General features: G+C 61.2%; 15 protein-coding genes. 8 read left to right on the forward strand and 7 right to left on the reverse strand.

The annotated features are described in order from the left end of the window. Positions 1-3 precede the first annotated feature (3 nt). Entirely contained in the window at positions 4-900 is an 897-nt protein-coding gene (locus tag HX869_RS19285; RefSeq protein WP_003216380.1) for a queuosine precursor transporter, read from the reverse strand. Next, positions 887-1,492 carry a helix-turn-helix transcriptional regulator gene (locus tag HX869_RS19290; RefSeq protein ID WP_003216382.1) on the reverse strand — a complete coding sequence of 202 codons (606 nt, stop codon included), beginning with the start codon at positions 1,490-1,492 and terminating at the stop codon, positions 887-889. Before HX869_RS19290 ends, HX869_RS19285 begins: the two co-directional genes overlap by 14 nt. A 279-nt stretch (positions 1,493-1,771) precedes the next feature. Here HX869_RS19290 and glyA point away from each other — a divergent pair, with 279 nt between their 5' ends. From glyA to HX869_RS19315, 5 genes are all read left to right on the forward strand, one after another. Continuing rightward, on the forward strand, positions 1,772-3,127 hold the full coding sequence (glyA, locus tag HX869_RS19295) for a serine hydroxymethyltransferase (RefSeq protein ID WP_178903523.1): 1,356 nt from the start codon (positions 1,772-1,774) through the stop codon (positions 3,125-3,127). Between the two features lie 256 nt (positions 3,128-3,383). Further along, positions 3,384-3,920, forward strand: coding sequence for a sugar dehydrogenase complex small subunit (locus HX869_RS19300; RefSeq protein ID WP_023659207.1), 537 nt, complete (start codon positions 3,384-3,386; stop codon positions 3,918-3,920). 14 nt (positions 3,921-3,934) lie between these two features. Then, the gene (locus HX869_RS19305) at positions 3,935-5,524 is read left to right on the forward strand and encodes a GMC family oxidoreductase (protein ID WP_008435597.1); all 1,590 of its coding nucleotides are present in this window, start codon (positions 3,935-3,937) and stop codon (positions 5,522-5,524) included. 3 nt (positions 5,525-5,527) lie between these two features. Then, on the forward strand, positions 5,528-6,970 hold the full coding sequence (locus tag HX869_RS19310) for a cytochrome c (RefSeq protein ID WP_177036189.1): 1,443 nt from the start codon (positions 5,528-5,530) through the stop codon (positions 6,968-6,970). 149 nt (positions 6,971-7,119) lie between these two features. Next, the gene (locus HX869_RS19315) at positions 7,120-8,205 is read left to right on the forward strand and encodes a pyridoxal phosphate-dependent aminotransferase (protein ID WP_177116852.1); all 1,086 of its coding nucleotides are present in this window, start codon (positions 7,120-7,122) and stop codon (positions 8,203-8,205) included. Between the two features lie 122 nt (positions 8,206-8,327). Here HX869_RS19315 and HX869_RS19320 read toward each other — a convergent pair whose 3' ends face one another. From HX869_RS19320 to HX869_RS19335, 4 genes are all read right to left on the reverse strand, one after another. Next, positions 8,328-9,032, reverse strand: a complete 705-nt coding sequence (locus HX869_RS19320; RefSeq protein WP_003216395.1) for a hypothetical protein — start codon at positions 9,030-9,032, stop codon at positions 8,328-8,330. Positions 9,033-9,134: 102 nt separating this feature from the next. Continuing rightward, positions 9,135-9,389: a Txe/YoeB family addiction module toxin gene (locus HX869_RS19325; RefSeq protein ID WP_087692806.1), complete on the reverse strand. Its 255-nt coding sequence runs from the start codon at positions 9,387-9,389 to the stop codon at positions 9,135-9,137. Beyond that, positions 9,386-9,640 (reverse strand): type II toxin-antitoxin system prevent-host-death family antitoxin, encoded by a 255-nt coding sequence (locus HX869_RS19330; RefSeq protein ID WP_087692805.1) that lies wholly within the window; start codon positions 9,638-9,640, stop codon positions 9,386-9,388. Before HX869_RS19330 ends, HX869_RS19325 begins: the two co-directional genes overlap by 4 nt. A gap of 147 nt (positions 9,641-9,787) precedes the next feature. Then, a complete protein-coding gene (locus tag HX869_RS19335) occupies positions 9,788-10,990 on the reverse strand; it encodes a pyridoxal phosphate-dependent aminotransferase (protein ID WP_134327281.1) in 1,203 nt (400 codons plus the stop codon). Positions 10,991-11,213: 223 nt separating this feature from the next. Between HX869_RS19335 and HX869_RS19340 the strand changes: the two genes are divergently transcribed. Then, positions 11,214-13,238, forward strand: a complete 2,025-nt coding sequence (locus HX869_RS19340; RefSeq protein ID WP_177080122.1) for a c-type cytochrome — start codon at positions 11,214-11,216, stop codon at positions 13,236-13,238. A 142-nt stretch (positions 13,239-13,380) separates the two neighbouring features. Here HX869_RS19340 and HX869_RS19345 read toward each other — a convergent pair whose 3' ends face one another. Beyond that, the gene (locus HX869_RS19345) at positions 13,381-15,399 is read right to left on the reverse strand and encodes a TonB-dependent receptor (RefSeq protein ID WP_003216404.1); all 2,019 of its coding nucleotides are present in this window, start codon (positions 15,397-15,399) and stop codon (positions 13,381-13,383) included. A gap of 316 nt (positions 15,400-15,715) precedes the next feature. On the opposite strand from HX869_RS19345, the gene HX869_RS19350 reads away from it, so the two are divergent. Then, positions 15,716-15,952: a VF530 family DNA-binding protein gene (locus HX869_RS19350; protein ID WP_003216406.1), complete on the forward strand. Its 237-nt coding sequence runs from the start codon at positions 15,716-15,718 to the stop codon at positions 15,950-15,952. Between the two features lies 1 nt (position 15,953). Then, a partial coding sequence (locus tag HX869_RS19355; RefSeq protein ID WP_178903524.1) for a Pr6Pr family membrane protein occupies positions 15,954-16,542 on the forward strand: 589 nt, incomplete at its 3' end.

Consider the following 16,542-nt stretch of genomic DNA (forward strand, 5'->3'; position numbering starts at 1 on the left):
TCATCAGCTGGCGTGCGGTTGGGCCTGGGTATCGCCCGTGATGTAGCGCTTGAACAGCGAGCGGGCGCCATAGGCCGGCAGGATGTTGAAGAAGGCAAAGCAAACCTTGATCGCGATCTGCACGTAGATCATGTTCAGGATGTCGCTGGTCTGCATGGCGCCGTAGAACGCGATGAAGCAGAACAGGAAACTGTCGATGATCACCGCGAAGAACGTACTCAGGAAAATCCGCAGGAACAGGTACCTGGAATTGGTCAGCTCCTTGATCTTGCACAGCAGGTACGAGTTGATGTTCTCCGACACCAGGAACGAAACCGAAGAGGCGATGAGCACCGACGACACCTGGATGATCACGTCGTTGTAAGGCCCGTCGAGCTTCCAGCCTGGCAAGCCGGGGAGGAAGGTCGAGCCGTAGAGCAGGATGATGATCATCGCGTTACTGGCAAACGCAAACAGGATGGCCCGTCTCGCCAGCCGCAGGCCGAATTGTTCGTTGAGCAAGTCCACGATCAGAAACGTCAGCGGGTAAAGGAACGTGCCGGGCGTGACGATAATGCCCAGCGACTCCAGGTAGATAGGTTTGGTCGCGGCGATGCTGGTGAAGATATAGAACGTAAAGAGCAGCAGGTTCAGGATGATGTAAATCATCCATGAGTTCTCGTTGCGGTCGTTGAGGTCGTACGCGGTCAGCGCTCCGCCCTGTGAGTAGAACTTCTTGTACATGTTCTTGACTTCCATTTTATTTAAATTGTCCATGATTTCGCTGTTCAGCACTTCGCTCAGCTTTATCCGAATGATCTTGCCCGTGGCGATCACCATGATCACCGCCAGGCTCTTGTCATTCTCGAACCCCAGCAACTTGTATTTGCTGTTTTCGACTTCGTGCTCATACGTTGTCATTGAAGCGCTCCTCGATGATATCTCCCACCACACAGATACGATCCGAGCTGACACACGCTTGATCCGTGATAAATAGTTTTTTGCTGAGCCTGTCGTACACCAACTTTTCCTTGTCGTCGCTCGACGTCCCTTTCTGCACGATCAACAAATCGCCCGGCTCGTTGACGCCGGCAATCGCATGTTCCAGCAGCACGGCTATCAAGTTGTAGGAAGTGCCGAAGTAGTAGGTCAGCGGGTACAGCGTGGCGAGTTCGCCAATGCGCTTGTCCATGCTCGCCATGACCTGGCTTTGCTTGATGATCGGCACGGCAGCAGGGTTCATGTTGCCCTGGGGGGAAATACTGCTGTCGATGATCTCTTTTTCTTCGAAGTCGAGGGTCTCGATTTCTTCATAGGAAACGCCGAAGAAATCCGAGATCTTGCGGATGGTGGACTGCTGTACGTTGACGACCTTGCCTTCCAGAATGTTGTAGATCGTGGTTCTGGTCAGGCCGGCCGCGTTGCACAACGACAGCTGCGTCTCTCCGCGGCTCTTGATCAGGTATTTGATATTGCTCTTCAAATACTCGGTGCGTTCTTTTCTGTGAATCAAATGCCCACCACTTCCTTATGTTCTACACAGAGCGTCCATGTTGCGCTGGGGGTGCGTGCTTCGCCGCGGCGCGAAGTGTTGCATGCGCCTGCCACAAGAATAAAGACCGTGATCAGTTTTTTGGCGATTGGCCAGCATTCAGCCAGGAAAAACCGCGTCTTGTCCCCCTATGCTCAGCCAAAAAGAATCATTTAATTTGGAAAATGTTCATTTTTCTGCTTAATTGCCCTGCGCCCAACGGAAAGGCGCACGGGATTTTCAGGGAAGGAACACAGGACAATGGCAGTCGACACGCAATCACTTACCCACCAGGCCGACCTGCTGCAACGAGGGCTGGCGGATCTACGGGCAGAAGACGCGGAGCTGGCAGGGTTGCTGGATGCGGAAGTCACGCGCCAACACCAGACGCTGTCGCTGGCCGCTTCGTCCTGCGCAGTGAGGCCGAATATCCTGGCGGCGTCCGCCTCGCTGCTGGTCAACGTGACCGCCGAGGGCACGCCCGGCTGGCGTCATCACGCCGGCTGCGAGAATGCCGACCGGGTCGAAGCCCTGGCTGTGCGCCGAGCGCGTGAGCTGTTCGGTGCGCAATACGCCGGCGTGCAATCACACTCGGGTTCGACTGCCAACTATCAGGTACTGGCGGCCTTGCTGGAGCCGGGAGACACCGTGCTCGGCATGGCTCCCGATCATGGCGGGCATCTGAGCCACGCCAGCCCCGTCGCGTTCACCGGCGCGAACTACAAGGCGCTCCGGTACGGCACTACCTCCAAGGGTGTTATCGACTACGACCAGGTGCGCACACTGGCGCTGGCCCATCGCCCGCGCGTGATCATCTGCGGGGCGACGGCCTACTCGCACACCATTGATTTCGCGCGCTTGCGTGGGATTGCCGACGAAGCCGGGTCGATCCTGCTGGCGGACATTTCGACCATCGCCGGCCTGGTCGCCACCGGGCGCCATCCGAGCCCGATCGACGCAGCCCACGTCACTACGCTGTGCACCCATAAACAACTGGGCGGCCCGCGTGGCGGCCTGATCCTTTCCGGTCGCGACGCCGAAACCAAGGTGCCGGGCCTTAAGACCAGCTTCAGCCGGCTCCTCGATCAAGCCGTGTTCCCACGAATGCAGGGCGCACCGGCCTTCAACATGATCGCGGCAAAGGCGGCGGCGTTCGGCTACGCCATGTCCGCGGATTTCGACGCCTGGATGGCGCGTATTCGCACCACGGCCGACGAACTGGCCAACGCGTTCCAGGCCTGTGACTACGAGGTGGTGGGCGGGCGCAGTGAAAACCACTCGGTGCTGATTCGCTTGCGTGGCGGCATCACCGGCGCCATCGCCCAGGCGGCGCTGGAGCAGTGCGGCATCATCGTGGACAAGCATCGCGCACCGGGAGAGACGCGACCGTCATTCGTCGCTGGCGGGTTGTGTATCGGCACCGGCTCCCTGGCGCAACGCCAGCTCGACGCCGATGGATGTCGGCAGGTCGTCGAACTGGTGTGCCGGGTACTCGATGCGGTCACGCCCCTCAACGAGCACAAGTTCACCCTGGATCCGAATGCACAGGAATCACTGCGCTTGCAGGCTCAAGCCTTGTGCGCGAAGTATCCCCTCGCGGATTACCTGCACAACTGAGCAAACATCCAAATGGATGTTTCATGTTATTGCAGGATAAATTGCTGTACGGTGTTTAAGCGGCTGTTATAGACGGTCGCGTTGTTGCTCATTCTCATCATTAACAAGCTGCACGACAGCTTGGCGTTCTCCTGGCAGTTATAAAAAGGGCTCTTAAAGTCCGTTCAACCTCCGTGAACGAAGTACTCAGCCTTTTGCAGTGAAGTCGAACTAGGCCCGTGCGCCGATAGTTGTTCGACTCATGAGGAGATATCCCGTGATAACCCGAAGAAAACTCCTGTATTCAGGCGCAGCCTTGACCGGTGCTGGCCTGTTTGCCCCGCTGTGGGCAGGTGCCGCGCTGGCGCAGGAAGTCAGCAGCGCCGCCAGCGACGACATTGAATCCTTCCGCCAACTGTCGATGTTCCTCCTCGAACGCTCGAACCTGGATGCCGCCTTGTCCTTGCGCATCCTGGCCCAGTGCACCCGGAACGACCCTGCATTCCCCGAGAAGATCAAAGCCTTGTGGAGCAAGGTTGGCCAGCATCACTTGCGCAACGTCGGCCAGTTGTCCGGCAGCCCGTTCTACGCCGACCCGGTGATCAAGGACACGACGCAGAAAATCGTCTCCGCCTGGTACCTGGGCTACACCGGCACGCCGGTGTCCCTGCGCGCCACCGACGGCACGCGCCTGGTCACCTTCACCGGCGCCCTGGCCTATGCGCCGACCGCGGACGCCACGGTGATCCCGACGTACTCCCGGGGAAAAACCAATTACTGGGTCAATCCTCCGGCCACGCTGGCCAACGACTAAGACAAGGCACTTTTATGAATCAGGATTTTGACGCCGATGTCATTGTGGTTGGCTCCGGCGCATTAGGCAGTAACGCAGCCTTTGAATTGGCCAGGCACGGCAAGTCAGTGATTATTCTGGAAGCCGGTGAACATATTCCCCGCTGGAAGATAGTCGAGAACTTCCGTAATTCGTCGAACAAGGGCAATTACAACTCACCCTATCCGAATGAACCGTGGGCCCATCATTCTTACGATGAGCAATACATCGAGAACACCGGTTCTTTCGAGTTCCGCCCCGGCATGTTGAAACTGGTGGGCGGTACCACCTGGCACTGGGCGGCAGCGTGCTGGCGTTACTTGCCCAACGATATGAAACTCAAGACGCTCTACGGCGTAGGTCGCGACTGGCCGCTGGAATACAGCGAGCTGGAACCCTATTACGTGCGTGCGGAAATTGCCCTGGGCGTATGCGGCAGTGACACCCAGGACCAGAGCGGGCAGGGCGGCGGCGCGTTCCCGCCACGCTCAAGCCCGTACCCGATGGCGCCGGAAGGTGATACCTACCTGTTCCAGCGCCTGCGCGAACGCATGGCCCCGGCGGGGTATCACTTTATCCATGAGCCCAATGGCCGTGCCACTGAACCCTACGACGGGCGCCCGGCGTGCAGCGGCAACAACAACTGCATGCCGGTCTGCCCCATCGGCGCGATGTACAGCGGCGACGTGCACGCCCGCCATGCGGAACAGGCCGGCGCCAAGCTGATCACCGACGCCACCGCCTACAAGCTGGAAAAAGGCGCGGACGACAAGATCGTCGCCATCCATTACCGCAGCTCCACCGGCGCCGATGTGCGGCTCACTGCCAAGTACTTCATCGTTGCCGCCCACGGCCTGGAAACCCCCAAGCTGCTGCTGATTTCCGAGGTGGCCAACTCCTCCGACCAGGTCGGTCGCAACCTGATGGACCACACTGGCCAAGGCCTGCAATTTATCGCCGACGAGCCGTTGTGGCCGGGACGCGGCGCGGTGCAGCAGGGCGGGATTTTCAATCGCCGCGACGGCGAGTTCCGCAAGGAGCGGGCCTCGGTCAAACACTCGATCTCCAACAACGTGCCGAACATTGCCGTGGCCAAGCGGCTGATCGCCCAGGGCGTGTACGGCAAGGAGCTGGACGAACGCATCCGCCACGATGCGGCGCGTTGGGTCGACGTCTCTACCGTGTATGAAACCCTGCCATTGCAGACCAACACCGTGCGCCCGAGCCGCACCCGCAAGGACGCCCTGGGCATTCCGATGCTGGTGGTCAACTACGAGGTGGGCGACTACGTGAAGGCGGCCAAGGCCGGCGTCACTGAAGACTATGCGCACTTCGTGCAGCTGATGGGCGGCACGGTGGTGGAAGACAACACCGGCTACCAGAACCGCGACCACCTGATGGGCACCGTGATCATGGGCGCCAACCCCAAGGATTCGGTGGTCAACCACGAGTGCCGCACCCACGACCACGCCAACCTGTTTCTCGCCACCACCGGGGTGATACCGGCCTCCGGCACCATCAACCCGACCCTGGCCGGCGTGGCGCTGAGTATCCGTATGGCCGACATCATTGCGCGGGAGGTCTAGGTGATGGGATTGCTTAAATTTCCATTGCTGGCCTTGCTGCTCACCGCGTTGCCGGTGTTTGCCGCTGAAGACACTGCCGCGCTGATCCAGAAAGGTGCGTATGTCGCCCGTGCCGGCGACTGCGAAGCCTGCCACCGTACCGCCGAGAATGGCGGCGCGCCGCTGGCCGGCGGGTATGTGATCGACTCGCCCATGGGCAAGATCATCTCCAGCAACATCACCCCGTCCAAGGCCTACGGCATCGGCGACTACACCGAGCAACAACTGGCGGACGCCTTGCGCAAAGGCATCAACGCCAAGGGCCAGCACCTGTACCCGGCGATGCCCTACACCTCTTACCAGGGTATGAGCGATGACGATATCCACGCCTTGTATGTGTACCTGCAACAGGGCGTCAAAGCCGTGGACCAGCCGGTGCCGGAAACGCACCTGGCGTTCCCGTTCAACATCCGCCAACTGATGTTCGGCTGGAACCTGGTGTTCCTCGACAGCCAGGGTTTTGTGCCCAAGCCCGGCGCCACCGAACAGACCAGCCGTGGCCAGTACCTGGTGGACAACCTCGCCCACTGCGGCGCCTGCCACACCCCACGTAATGCCTTGATGGCCGAGGACAACAGCCAGTACCTGGCCGGTGCGAAACTGGGTGGCTGGGTCGCGCCCAACCTCACCTCCGACAAGGTCAGCGGGCTGGGGGACTGGAGCGAAGATGACCTGGTCAACTTCCTGAAAAACGGTCACCTCGCCGACAAGGCCCAAGCCGCGGGCGGCATGGCCGAAGCCGTGGAAAACAGCTTCCGCTACCTCAGCGACAGCGACCTGCATGCCATGGCCGCCTACCTGCACAGCGTGCCGCCGATCCGCGATCCCGGGCAAACCGAGCGGGTGGTGCGTGACGTCAAGCCGGTGGACATGAGCACCCTGGAAACCGGCCAGGGCGATCAAGCCTCACTGGCCGATGCCACTGGCCTGGATGGCGCACGCCTCTACAACTCGGCCTGCTCCAGCTGCCACGGCCGCGATGGCCAGGGCTCGGCTGACAAGTTCTACCCGTCCCTGAGCCTCAACACCGCGCTCAACGGCAACCAGGCCAACAACCTGGTGATGGCGATCATCGCGGGCATCGACCGCAAAGGTGCCGACGGCGCCGTGAGCATGCCGGCCCTGGGCGGTGACCTGAACGACGCGCAAATCGCCGCCATCGCCAACTACAGCCTGCACACCTTCGGCAACCCGGCGCTGAGCGTCAGTTCCGAAGAAGTCACCAGCCTGCGTCGCGGTGGGGATGCGCCGTTGTTGATCACGGCCATGCCGTACCTGCTGTGGGGCGGTGGCCTGGTGGTGCTGTTGCTGATCATCGTGCTGTTGCTGTGGCGCCGTCACCACCAACACCTGCGGGCAGTGGAGGCCAAGCGGATCGCGTTGAACCGGCGTTTTCATTCCAACTAGCCGGAAACGCAAAAGCCCCGCCTTCGGTATGAAGTGCGGGGCTTTTTGTTGGTTGGGTAAATCACCGGCTGTTTTCCTCGTCATACCCAATTGCAGGAACGGGGGCGAATCCCGCACCTGAAGCTGCGAGCCGACAAGGAGAGGTCTTCATGGTCAACGTGAGTCGTCGTTCCCTGATCGCACTGGGCGCGGCCTTGCCGTTGCTGGGTCGCCTGGACTGGGCTGAGGCAAGCCCCGCCGTGGCGGCGCCCGAGGTGCTGCTCAACTACAACGAAAGCCCCTACGGGCCCTCGCCGGCTGCGCGGCAGGCCATGCAGCGCGGTATTGCCGTTTCGGGGCGCTACCCGTACCCGGACATGTACGCGCTGGTCGAACAGTTTGCCAAACAGCAGGGCATTCTGGAGGAACAGGTGGCGGTGTTCGCCGGCTCCATGGCTGCGTTGCGCTACGCGGTGCTGGCGTTTACCAGCGAAACCCGCAGCCTGGTGATGGCCACGCCTTCCTACGAAGTTCCGCGCCAGGCAGCCGAGTCGTGCAAGGCCAGGGTGCATGAAGTGGACCTCACCGCCGATCACGCCCATGACCTTCCCGCCATGCTCACCGTTGACCGCCAGCCCGGCCTGATCTATCTCTGCAACCCGAACAATCCCACCGGCACCCTCACACCCGCCAAGGCCATCGAACAGGCACTGGCGCGCAAACCCCAGGGCAGCATTTTGCTGGTGGACGAGGCCTACATCGACTTCAGTGACGCACCCAGTTGTGTGGCGTGGGTCAAGGACCATGATGACTTGCTGGTGCTGCGCACGTTCTCGAAAATCTATGGCCTGGCCGGCGCACGCCTGGGGCTTGCGATCGGTCATCCGCAGCTGCTGGAACAACTGGCGGTGTTTGGCGGGGACAACGTGCCTGCGGCCGCCAGCCTGCTGGCCGCCCGCGCCAGCCTTGCGGATACGCAACTGGTGCCGGCGCGCAAGGCGCTCAATACCCGGTTGCGGGATGAGACGGTGGCCTGGCTAAAAAACCGCGGATTCACCTGCACGGCGTCTCACAGCAACTGCTTCATGATTGATGTGCGCCGTCCGGCGGAACAGGTCATCGAGCGGCTGGGCGAGCAGGGCGTGAAGATTGGGCGCGTGTGGCAAAACTGGCCGCAGTGGGTGCGGGTCACCGTGGGCAACGCTGATGAGATGCAGCGGTTTCGCGAGGTGTTTGCGGCTCAAGTCGTAGGCTGAATTCGCTGCGACGCAGGTCAAATGTGGGAGCGGGCTTGCTCGCGAAAGCGGAGTGTCAGTCAATGCATACGTGACTGACCCACCGTCTTCGCGAGCAAGCCCGCTCCCACATTTAGATCGAGTTACTGCTGGGCGATGCTGTAGCCCTCAAACGCCGTCTGCTGCTGCAGCGCGGTGATGATGCTTTTACGCGTCAGTGGCTGCTCGGCGCCCGAGTTATCCACAAAGGTTTCAACTTCCAGTTCCGCCTCGTCACCTTCACCGACAAAGGTAAAGCCGAGGAATTCAAACGCCTCACGGTCCACGTTCGGCTTGGATCGCGGCGAACGCAGCGGCAGGGTGACGCTGATGCCGTCCTTGCTGATGGCGAACACTTCCACTTCCTTCTTCGGGCGGGAAGCCTTGCCTTTGCCGGCGCTCGGGTTGCTGATGGCCTGGTGGGTCTGGTTCAGCACCTTGAGGGCCAGGCCGTAGACCAGCTCCTGGAACTCCGGGTCGTCCTTGAAGCTGGACAGGATGCGGCTGATGGAGAACTTGCTGTTCAGGTCTTCGAGGGCGGCGTTGTCGGCGGCTTCGGCGTCCTTGAGCTGCTTGAGCTCGCCCATCAGGTCGTAGGCCTTGTCGTCGTCGAAGGCGTCGTGGGCCTGGCGGATGGCCACGCGCAGCTCGCGGATCTGGTCGCTTTCCTTGGAGGTGTGGAACGCGTCCAGCACCATTTCACTGATGGTCTTGGCCGCCGGCACGTGCTGTGAAAGATTGATGGCGTTTTCGTATTCAGCTTTGGATTGCAAGGCGACTACGGATTCTTCGGTGCGGGAATCAGACATTGAAATTTCACTACTTCAGTAAACGGGGAGACGGGAAAAGCGTCGCGCATTTTCAGCGGGGAGGGGGATCAGGTCAAGGCAGGATCCTGACGGTAAATGGCGTCAATAGTGATAGCGACACATGAGGATCTGTATTTCACCCTCCTCAATCCCGTACACCAGACGATGTTCCGCTGTGATTCGCCTGGACCAGAAACCACTGAGGTTATGTTTGAGTGGTTCTGGTTTGCCAACGCCGTCAAAAGGATCACGCTGGATCGATTTGATCAGTAAGTTGATGCGTTTGAGCCCAGCTTTGTCGTTTTGTTGAAACCAGAGGTAGTCGTCCCAGCCTTCAGGCGTAAAGAGTATTTTCATTCTTCAATCAACTGCCTCGGCTTGGCCTTTCCGGCTCGCAGGCTGTTGATCGATTTGATCAAGCGTTCCGCGTTGTTGGGAGAGCGCAGCAGATAGGCCGTCTCTTCAAGAGCGTTGAACTCTGAGAGAGAGATCATGACCACCGGTTCACCTTTTTGCCGGGTCACCAACAGAGGGGCACGATCTTCGTTTACCCGATCCATCGTGTCCGAGAGATGGGCCCGTGCATGGGTGTAGTTGATAGTTTCCATAATTGAGTCCTCGCTTAATGGCTGAAACGTACAGAAATACGTACAGGTCATCAAGGGGCATCTTACCAACGGTTGATTTAACCAAGGCGCTTGCCCATTTCGAAGGCGCGTTTTTCGTAGCCCAATTCCTGGTACAGCCGCTACCTGTTATCGGCGATCACGTAAAGGCGCGGCGTCGGCCCCAAGCCCTTCGACGAAGCCGGCAATGCGCTGGCAAGCCTCCCTGAGGGTGTCATCGGCGACGGTAAACGAAACCCGCACAAACCCTTCGGCGCTGGGGCCAAACGCTTGGGCGTCAAGCACCGATACGCCGGTCTGGCGATACAGTTGCCAGGCGAATTCCCGGCCGCTGAGCCCGGTGCGGCGTACGTCCACCAGCATGAACATGCCCGCCTGGGGGACTCGGCAGTCCAGCTCGCTGATCGCACTCAACGCGTTCACCACCAGGTCACGCCGGCGCCGATACACCGCACGGGCATCGCTGACCAAGGCCTCATCCAGTTCCAGTGCCTTGAGCGCCGCCGCCTGGATAAACCCTGGCAGGCCGTAAATCATGCACAGCAGCAAGTTTTCCAGATGGTTGATCAATGTGGGCGGGCCGGCCACCCAGCCAACCCGCCAGCCGGTCATGGCGTGGCTTTTCGACAGGCTGTTGAGCACCACCGTGCGCTCGGCCATGCCGGGTAACGCGCTGATGCTCAGGTGTTGATCGTCATAGATGAGCTGCCCATACACTTCATCGCAAATCACCCACAGGTCGTGGGCGCGTGCCACTTCGGCGACGGCTTCCAGCTCTTCGCGGCAGTAGACATTGCCGGTGGGGTTGCACGGTGTAGCGAGGGCGATGCCCCGGGTCTTGTCGGTAATCGCGGCTTGCAGCGCGGTACGGGTCAGGCGAAAGCCGTTGGCGGCCGGTTGTTCGACGGTTCTAATGCGTGCCCCCGAGGCTTGGACACAGGCCTCGTAGGTCAGGTACATCGGCTCTGGCACCAGCACTTCATCGCCGTGGCTGAACAGGCACAAGCAGGCCGCGAACAGGCCATTCTGCGCGCCGGCGACCAGGGCGATATTGTCGGCGTGCACCGCAATCCCTTGCAGCAGGCTCTGGCGGGCCGCGATGGATTCCCGCAGTTTCGGGCGGCCGAGCACAGGGGTGTAGTGGGTGTCGCCGGCGCGCAGGGCGTCCACGGCGGTTTCACAGATCGCGCTGTGTGTGGCGAAATCCGGGTCGCCGACACTGAGCACAATCACGTCTTCGCCACGCAGTTGGGCTTCGGCGGCGGCGTAGTGAATATCCCAGGCACTGACGGATTCGCCGCCAATGCGCCCCACAAAGGGTGAATAACGCATCCTTGCTCTCCTCGCCGACATCGATGCCCGCGTCAATTAGTCAATTTCAGTTCCACTGTAGAACATGCCGCCTGATCCACATCAAGGGCCGCGCGCAAAAAATCCGCTACAACGAAGCTGGGGCTGGCCATGCCCCGGTTATCTGCCTGATGACCCAATAAAAACGATTGCAGACCTGCGCCGAGGGGACCGCCCCAGGCCGGGTTATTAAAGGAATAGTGCGATGATTTTTCCCCTGTCACGTCTGGGCCTTGTGGGGGTGGTGCTGTGCCTGTCCCTTCCCCTGCACGCCAACGAAGCCGACCCCACGCTGATCGAACAGGGCAAATACGTTGCCCAACTGGGCGACTGCATCGCCTGCCACACCGCCAGGCAAGGCGCGCAGATGGCCGGCGGGCTGGAACTGGGCACGCCGATGGGCACGATCTATTCGAGCAACATCACCCCGGACCGTGATACCGGCATCGGCCAGTACACCTTCGAGCAGTTCGACCGGGTGATGCGTGAAGGCGTGACGCCGGCCGGGCAGAACCTGTACCCGGCGATGCCTTACCCGTCCTACGCGAAGATGAGCGAAGGCGACATGCGCGCCTTGTTCGCCTACCTGATGCAGGGCGTGGAGGCGGTGAACAAACCCAACCTGGACGCCGAGATGGGCTTCCCGTTCAACCAGCGCTGGGGCCTGGCGCTGTGGAATTTGGCGTTTCTCGACAAGCAACCATTCGTGCCGGACCCGGCGAAGGATGACGTGCTTAACCGTGGCGCCTACCTCGTCCAGGGCCTGGGCCACTGCGGCTCGTGCCACACCCCGCGCGGCATCGCCTTCCAGGAAAAAGCCCTGAGCGACGCGGGCCGCAGTGGCCGGCATTACCTGGCCGGGGAGACTGTCGAGCACTGGCGCGCCTTGAGCCTGCGCAACCTGTGGACGGTGGACGACACCGTGCAATTGCTCAAGACCGGGCAGAACCGCTTTGCCACGGTCGCGGGCAACATGGCGGATGTGATTCATCACAGTACCCAACACTTCACCGATGCCGATTTGACCGCCATCGCGACGTATCTCAAATCCCTGCCGCCGGGCAAGGACGACCTGCCGATGCCCGCCGTGGCCCACGAACCCGCCGCACCGCCCAAGGACTTGTTCACCAGCCGTGGTGGCCTGGGCTATATGCAGTTTTGCAGTGACTGCCACCGCAGCGATGGCGGCGGGGTGAAAGGGCTGTTCCCGCCGTTGGCCGGCAACCCGAGCGTTGCCTCGAACAACCCGACGTCACTGCTGCACATCACCCTCACCGGTTGGGAAACCGCCGAGACCGCAGCCCATCCACGGATCTACACCATGCCTGGGTTTGCGCGGTTGGCGGATCAGGAAATCGCTGAAATCCTCAGTTTCGTGCGCAGCAGTTGGGGCAACGAAGGTACGCCTGTCACGGCTGCCCAAGTGAAGAAAATGCGCGGCCAGCTCAACCCGGTCACCACCGACTCTTCAGCGTTTGAAACCCCACGCCTGGCCGAATTGTTGGCGGCGCCGAATGCCGATCAGGTGGTACGCGGCATGCGCCTGCACCTGCAGACCAAGGAACTGCTGCCCAATAACGTGGGCAACTCGCTGAACTGCACCAGCTGCCATCTCAACGCCGGCACCGTGGCGGATGGTTCGCCGTTTGTGGGCGTCTCGGCATTTTTCCCGAGCTATGCGCCGCGTGCGGGCAAGGTGGTGAGCCTGGAAGAGCGGATCAACGGCTGCTTCCGTCGCTCGATGAATGGCAAGCCGTTGCCAGCGGAATCGGCGGATATGCAGGCGATGGTGGCGTACTTCGACTGGATGAAAAACAACACCAGGCCCGAAGACAAAGTCGCCGGGCGCGGGGTGGGCAAGGTCGACCCGGCGATCAAGCCGGATATGCAGAATGGCAGGCAGGTGTACGCCCGGCAATGCGCGGTGTGCCATGGCGACAATGGCCAAGGGTTGACGCGGGCGGATGGCGAGTTGGTGTACCCGCCGTTGTGGGGCGAGCAGTCGTTCAATATCGGGGCGGGGATGGCGCGGCTGTACACGGCGGCGGCGTTCGTCAAACGCAACATGCCGATCGGTTTCCACGAGAAATTCCCGTTGGGGCAGGGCGGGTTGTCGGATCAGGAGGCGGTGGATGTGGCAGCGTACTTCTCCCAACAACCTCGTCCGGATTTCCCGGACAAGGTGAAGGACTGGCCGAAGGGGGGTAAGCCCGTGGATGCGCGGTACTAACCCCACCACCTGTTCGAAGTGGGCACAGTCAATGTGGGAGCGGGCTTGCTCGCGAAGACGGTGAGTCAGTCACCCATGTATTGACTGACACTGCGCTTTCGCGAGCAAGCCCGCTCCCACAGTTTTAACCGAGTGCAGTCAGTTAGAAGGTGGTGCGCAACCCGACCTGCACACTTCGACCCGGCGCCGGGGCGATGTCCCGCAGGATCGAACTGGCGTAGCGCACGGTCTGGTTCGTCAGGTTCTCGCCGTTGACGAACGCCAGCCACTGGCTGCCGCCGACATTGAAGCGGTAGCCGGCGCTGGCGCCCAAGGTGGTGTAGCCGTCGGTGCCGCTTTCGTTATCCGGCACCCGGCCCTGGCCCGCCGCGTGTTCAACGTCAATCCGCGCCTGCCAGCGATCCAGTTCCCACAAGAGGCCGCTGTTCAAACGCAACGGCGCAATGCGGGGCAACGCTTCACCCGTGTCCAGGTTGGTTGCACGGGTGTAGTCGCCCGACAGTTCCAGCGCAAACTTGCCGTAGGCACCTTCCCCCAGCTTGATGTGATCCTGGGCTTCAAAGCCTGCGAAACGCGCACGCACACCGGAATATTTGTACTCAGGGATGCCGCCGGCGTCTTCCTCGCCTTCGTCATTCAAGGTGCGACCGCTGCCCAGCAGGCCGATGTAGTTGGAGAAGTGGCTGTAGAACACGCCGAAGCTGCCCTTGTGGGTGCCGTTGTCGAAGCGCAGCGCCAGGTCGCTGGACACGGCTTTTTCTTTCGACAGGTTGGCGTCGCCCAGTTCGTAGGTGCCGGTGGCGACGTGAGCGCCGTTGGCATACAGCTCGTAGAAGGTCGGGGCACGTTCGGTGTAGCCGAGGGTGGCGGCCAGGGACCAGATCGGCGTGAGGGTGTACACCGCGCCGGACGACAGGCTGCCGGCGGTGAAGTCGGCGGATTTGTCGGCATTGGCGAAGCGTGCGTTGCCCTTGCCGTCCGGGTCGACGTTGGTGTGTTCCAGGCGCCCGCCGAGGCTCAGCTTGAGGCGCTCGGTGGCCTGCATTTCTTCGAGGATAAACAGCGCGCCGGCGTTGGTATCGGTCTGCGGCACGAAGGCTTCTTCACCCAGGGCCGAGAATTCATTGCGACTGACTTGGGCGCCCACCACGCCGTTGAACGGCCCGATCGGCAAGTGTCGCGCTTCCACCCGGGCTTCATAGCCCTTGTTCTTGAAGGTGGTACCGGTCTCGCCGCCTTCGATTTCCATGTGCTTGTAGTCGGTATAGCCGGCGTCGAGTTTGACCGAGGTGAACGGGCCTTGCAGGTTGCGGATTTCGGACGCAAAGGCGTAGTGATCCTGCTTCATGCGGATGCGCACGTCCTGCTCGGCCGGGGAGCCGTAGTTGCTGTCGTAGTTGCTGTAGGACAGCCCGGCGTAACCGTCGTCCCAAGTGTAGGAACCGCCGACTGCACCACCGTCCTGGCGTCCGTCGCTGTTGCCGAGGCGACCGTTCTTGCCTTCACCGTCGTCGCTTGGCGGTGCATGGCGGCTGCGGGCAAAGCCGGGGATTTTCAGGTCGTTGAATTCCCGCGCGCTGGCGTCCAGGTGCAAGGCGAAGGTGCCGTTGCCGGCTTCCAGTTTGCCGGCGCTGCTGCGGGTGGTGTCGGCGCCGCCGTAGCGCAATTCACCGGCCCCGTGAATGCCTTCGATGGCTTCGGTGGGGATGCGGTTGTCGAAGGTATTGACCACGCCGCCGATGGCGCTGCCGCCATAGAGCAGGGCGGCCGGGCCACGCACGATTTCAATGCGGTCGACGTTGACCGGGTCCAGCGGCACGGCGTGGTCATAGGACAACGACGAGGCATCCAGCGCGCCGACTCCGTTGCGCAGGAGGCGAATGCGGTCACCATCCTGGCCACGAATGATCGGCCGGCTGGCCCCCGGGCCGAAGTACGACGACGACACACCGGGCTGCTTGTTCAGGGTTTCACCCAGGCTGCCTTTTTGTTGCAGGGTCAGGTCATCGCCTTCCAGCACGGTGGTGGGCGAGGCGAGGGTTTCGCTGCCCAACGGGTTGCCGGTGATGACTTGAGGTTGCAGTTCCAGGGCGTTGGCCTGGGAGGTGATCAACAGGGCGGCGGCCAGCGGGGTGAGGCGCCAGAGAGAAGAGAGGGACATCGGTCGTTCCTTGGCAAACGGCAAAAAGAGAAGGCTGAAAACGGTAAGGGATTCGATACCCTTTGATAGTTATCGTTACAATATAACATCACTTTTTCCCTGCCAAGGGGAACTTCCCCAAACCCCGCTCGATCACTCCCACGCTGATCGTTCCCACGCTCTGCGTGGAAATGCATGCCGTGACGCTCTGCGTCACCATTGCGCANNTGGGAACGATCGAACAGTGGCCTATAGTGAAGGCAACGCTTCCACCCGCACGGCCCGTCCGCTAAGGTGCGCGGCTTCGTTTTCTTCTTTTCTGCACAAAAGGCCCGGCATGACCGCGACAAACAAAGACCCACTGCACGGCGTCACCCTGGAACAGGTTCTCACCGCGCTGGTGGCGCATTACCAATGGGAAGGCCTGGCCGAGCGCATCAACATCCGCTGTTTTTCCAGTGACCCGAGCATCAAGTCGAGCCTGTCGTTCCTGCGCAAGACCCCGTGGGCGCGGGAGAAGGTCGAAGGTTTGTACGTGAAGTTGATGCGCACCAAGCGACCGGTCGAGGACTGAGGTGAAACGTCACCTTATCGGCCTCGCAGCCCTCGGCGGTTGGGCCGGCCTGGCGCTGCAGCAGTACATCATTTTCTACTACCGCTGGGTCGATGGCGCCAGCCTGTTGCCGGGCCTGGTGAATTTCTTCAGCTTCTTCACCGTGCTCACCAACACCCTGGTGGCGGTGGTGTTGACCCATGCGTGGGTGCAACGGCCAACTGCGGCGAGCCGGTTCTTTCTTGGGCCCGTGGTCAGCAGCGGGATCGCCGTGAGCATTGTCGTGGTCAGCCTCGCCTACAGCCTGTTGCTGCGGCACATGTGGCAGCCTGCGGGGGTGCAGTTTTTGGCGGACGAGCTGCTGCACGACGTGATGCCGTTGGTATTTGTCGCGTATTGGTGGTGGTGCGTGCCCAAGGGCAGCCTGCGCCTCAAACACATCGGGCTGTGGGTGATTTACCCGGTGGTGTACTTCGCCTATGCGTTGTTGCGCGGGTATGTGTGGGGGCTGTATCAGTACCCGTTCATTAACGTGGACACCCTGGGTTATCCACAGGTGTTCATCAATGCCGGGGGGATTCTGGTGGGGTTTGTGCTGATTGCTCTGGGGG

Origin of the sequence: Pseudomonas sp. P7779 (assembly GCF_013386315.1) — a bacterium.
Taxonomy (GTDB): domain Bacteria; phylum Pseudomonadota; class Gammaproteobacteria; order Pseudomonadales; family Pseudomonadaceae; genus Aquipseudomonas.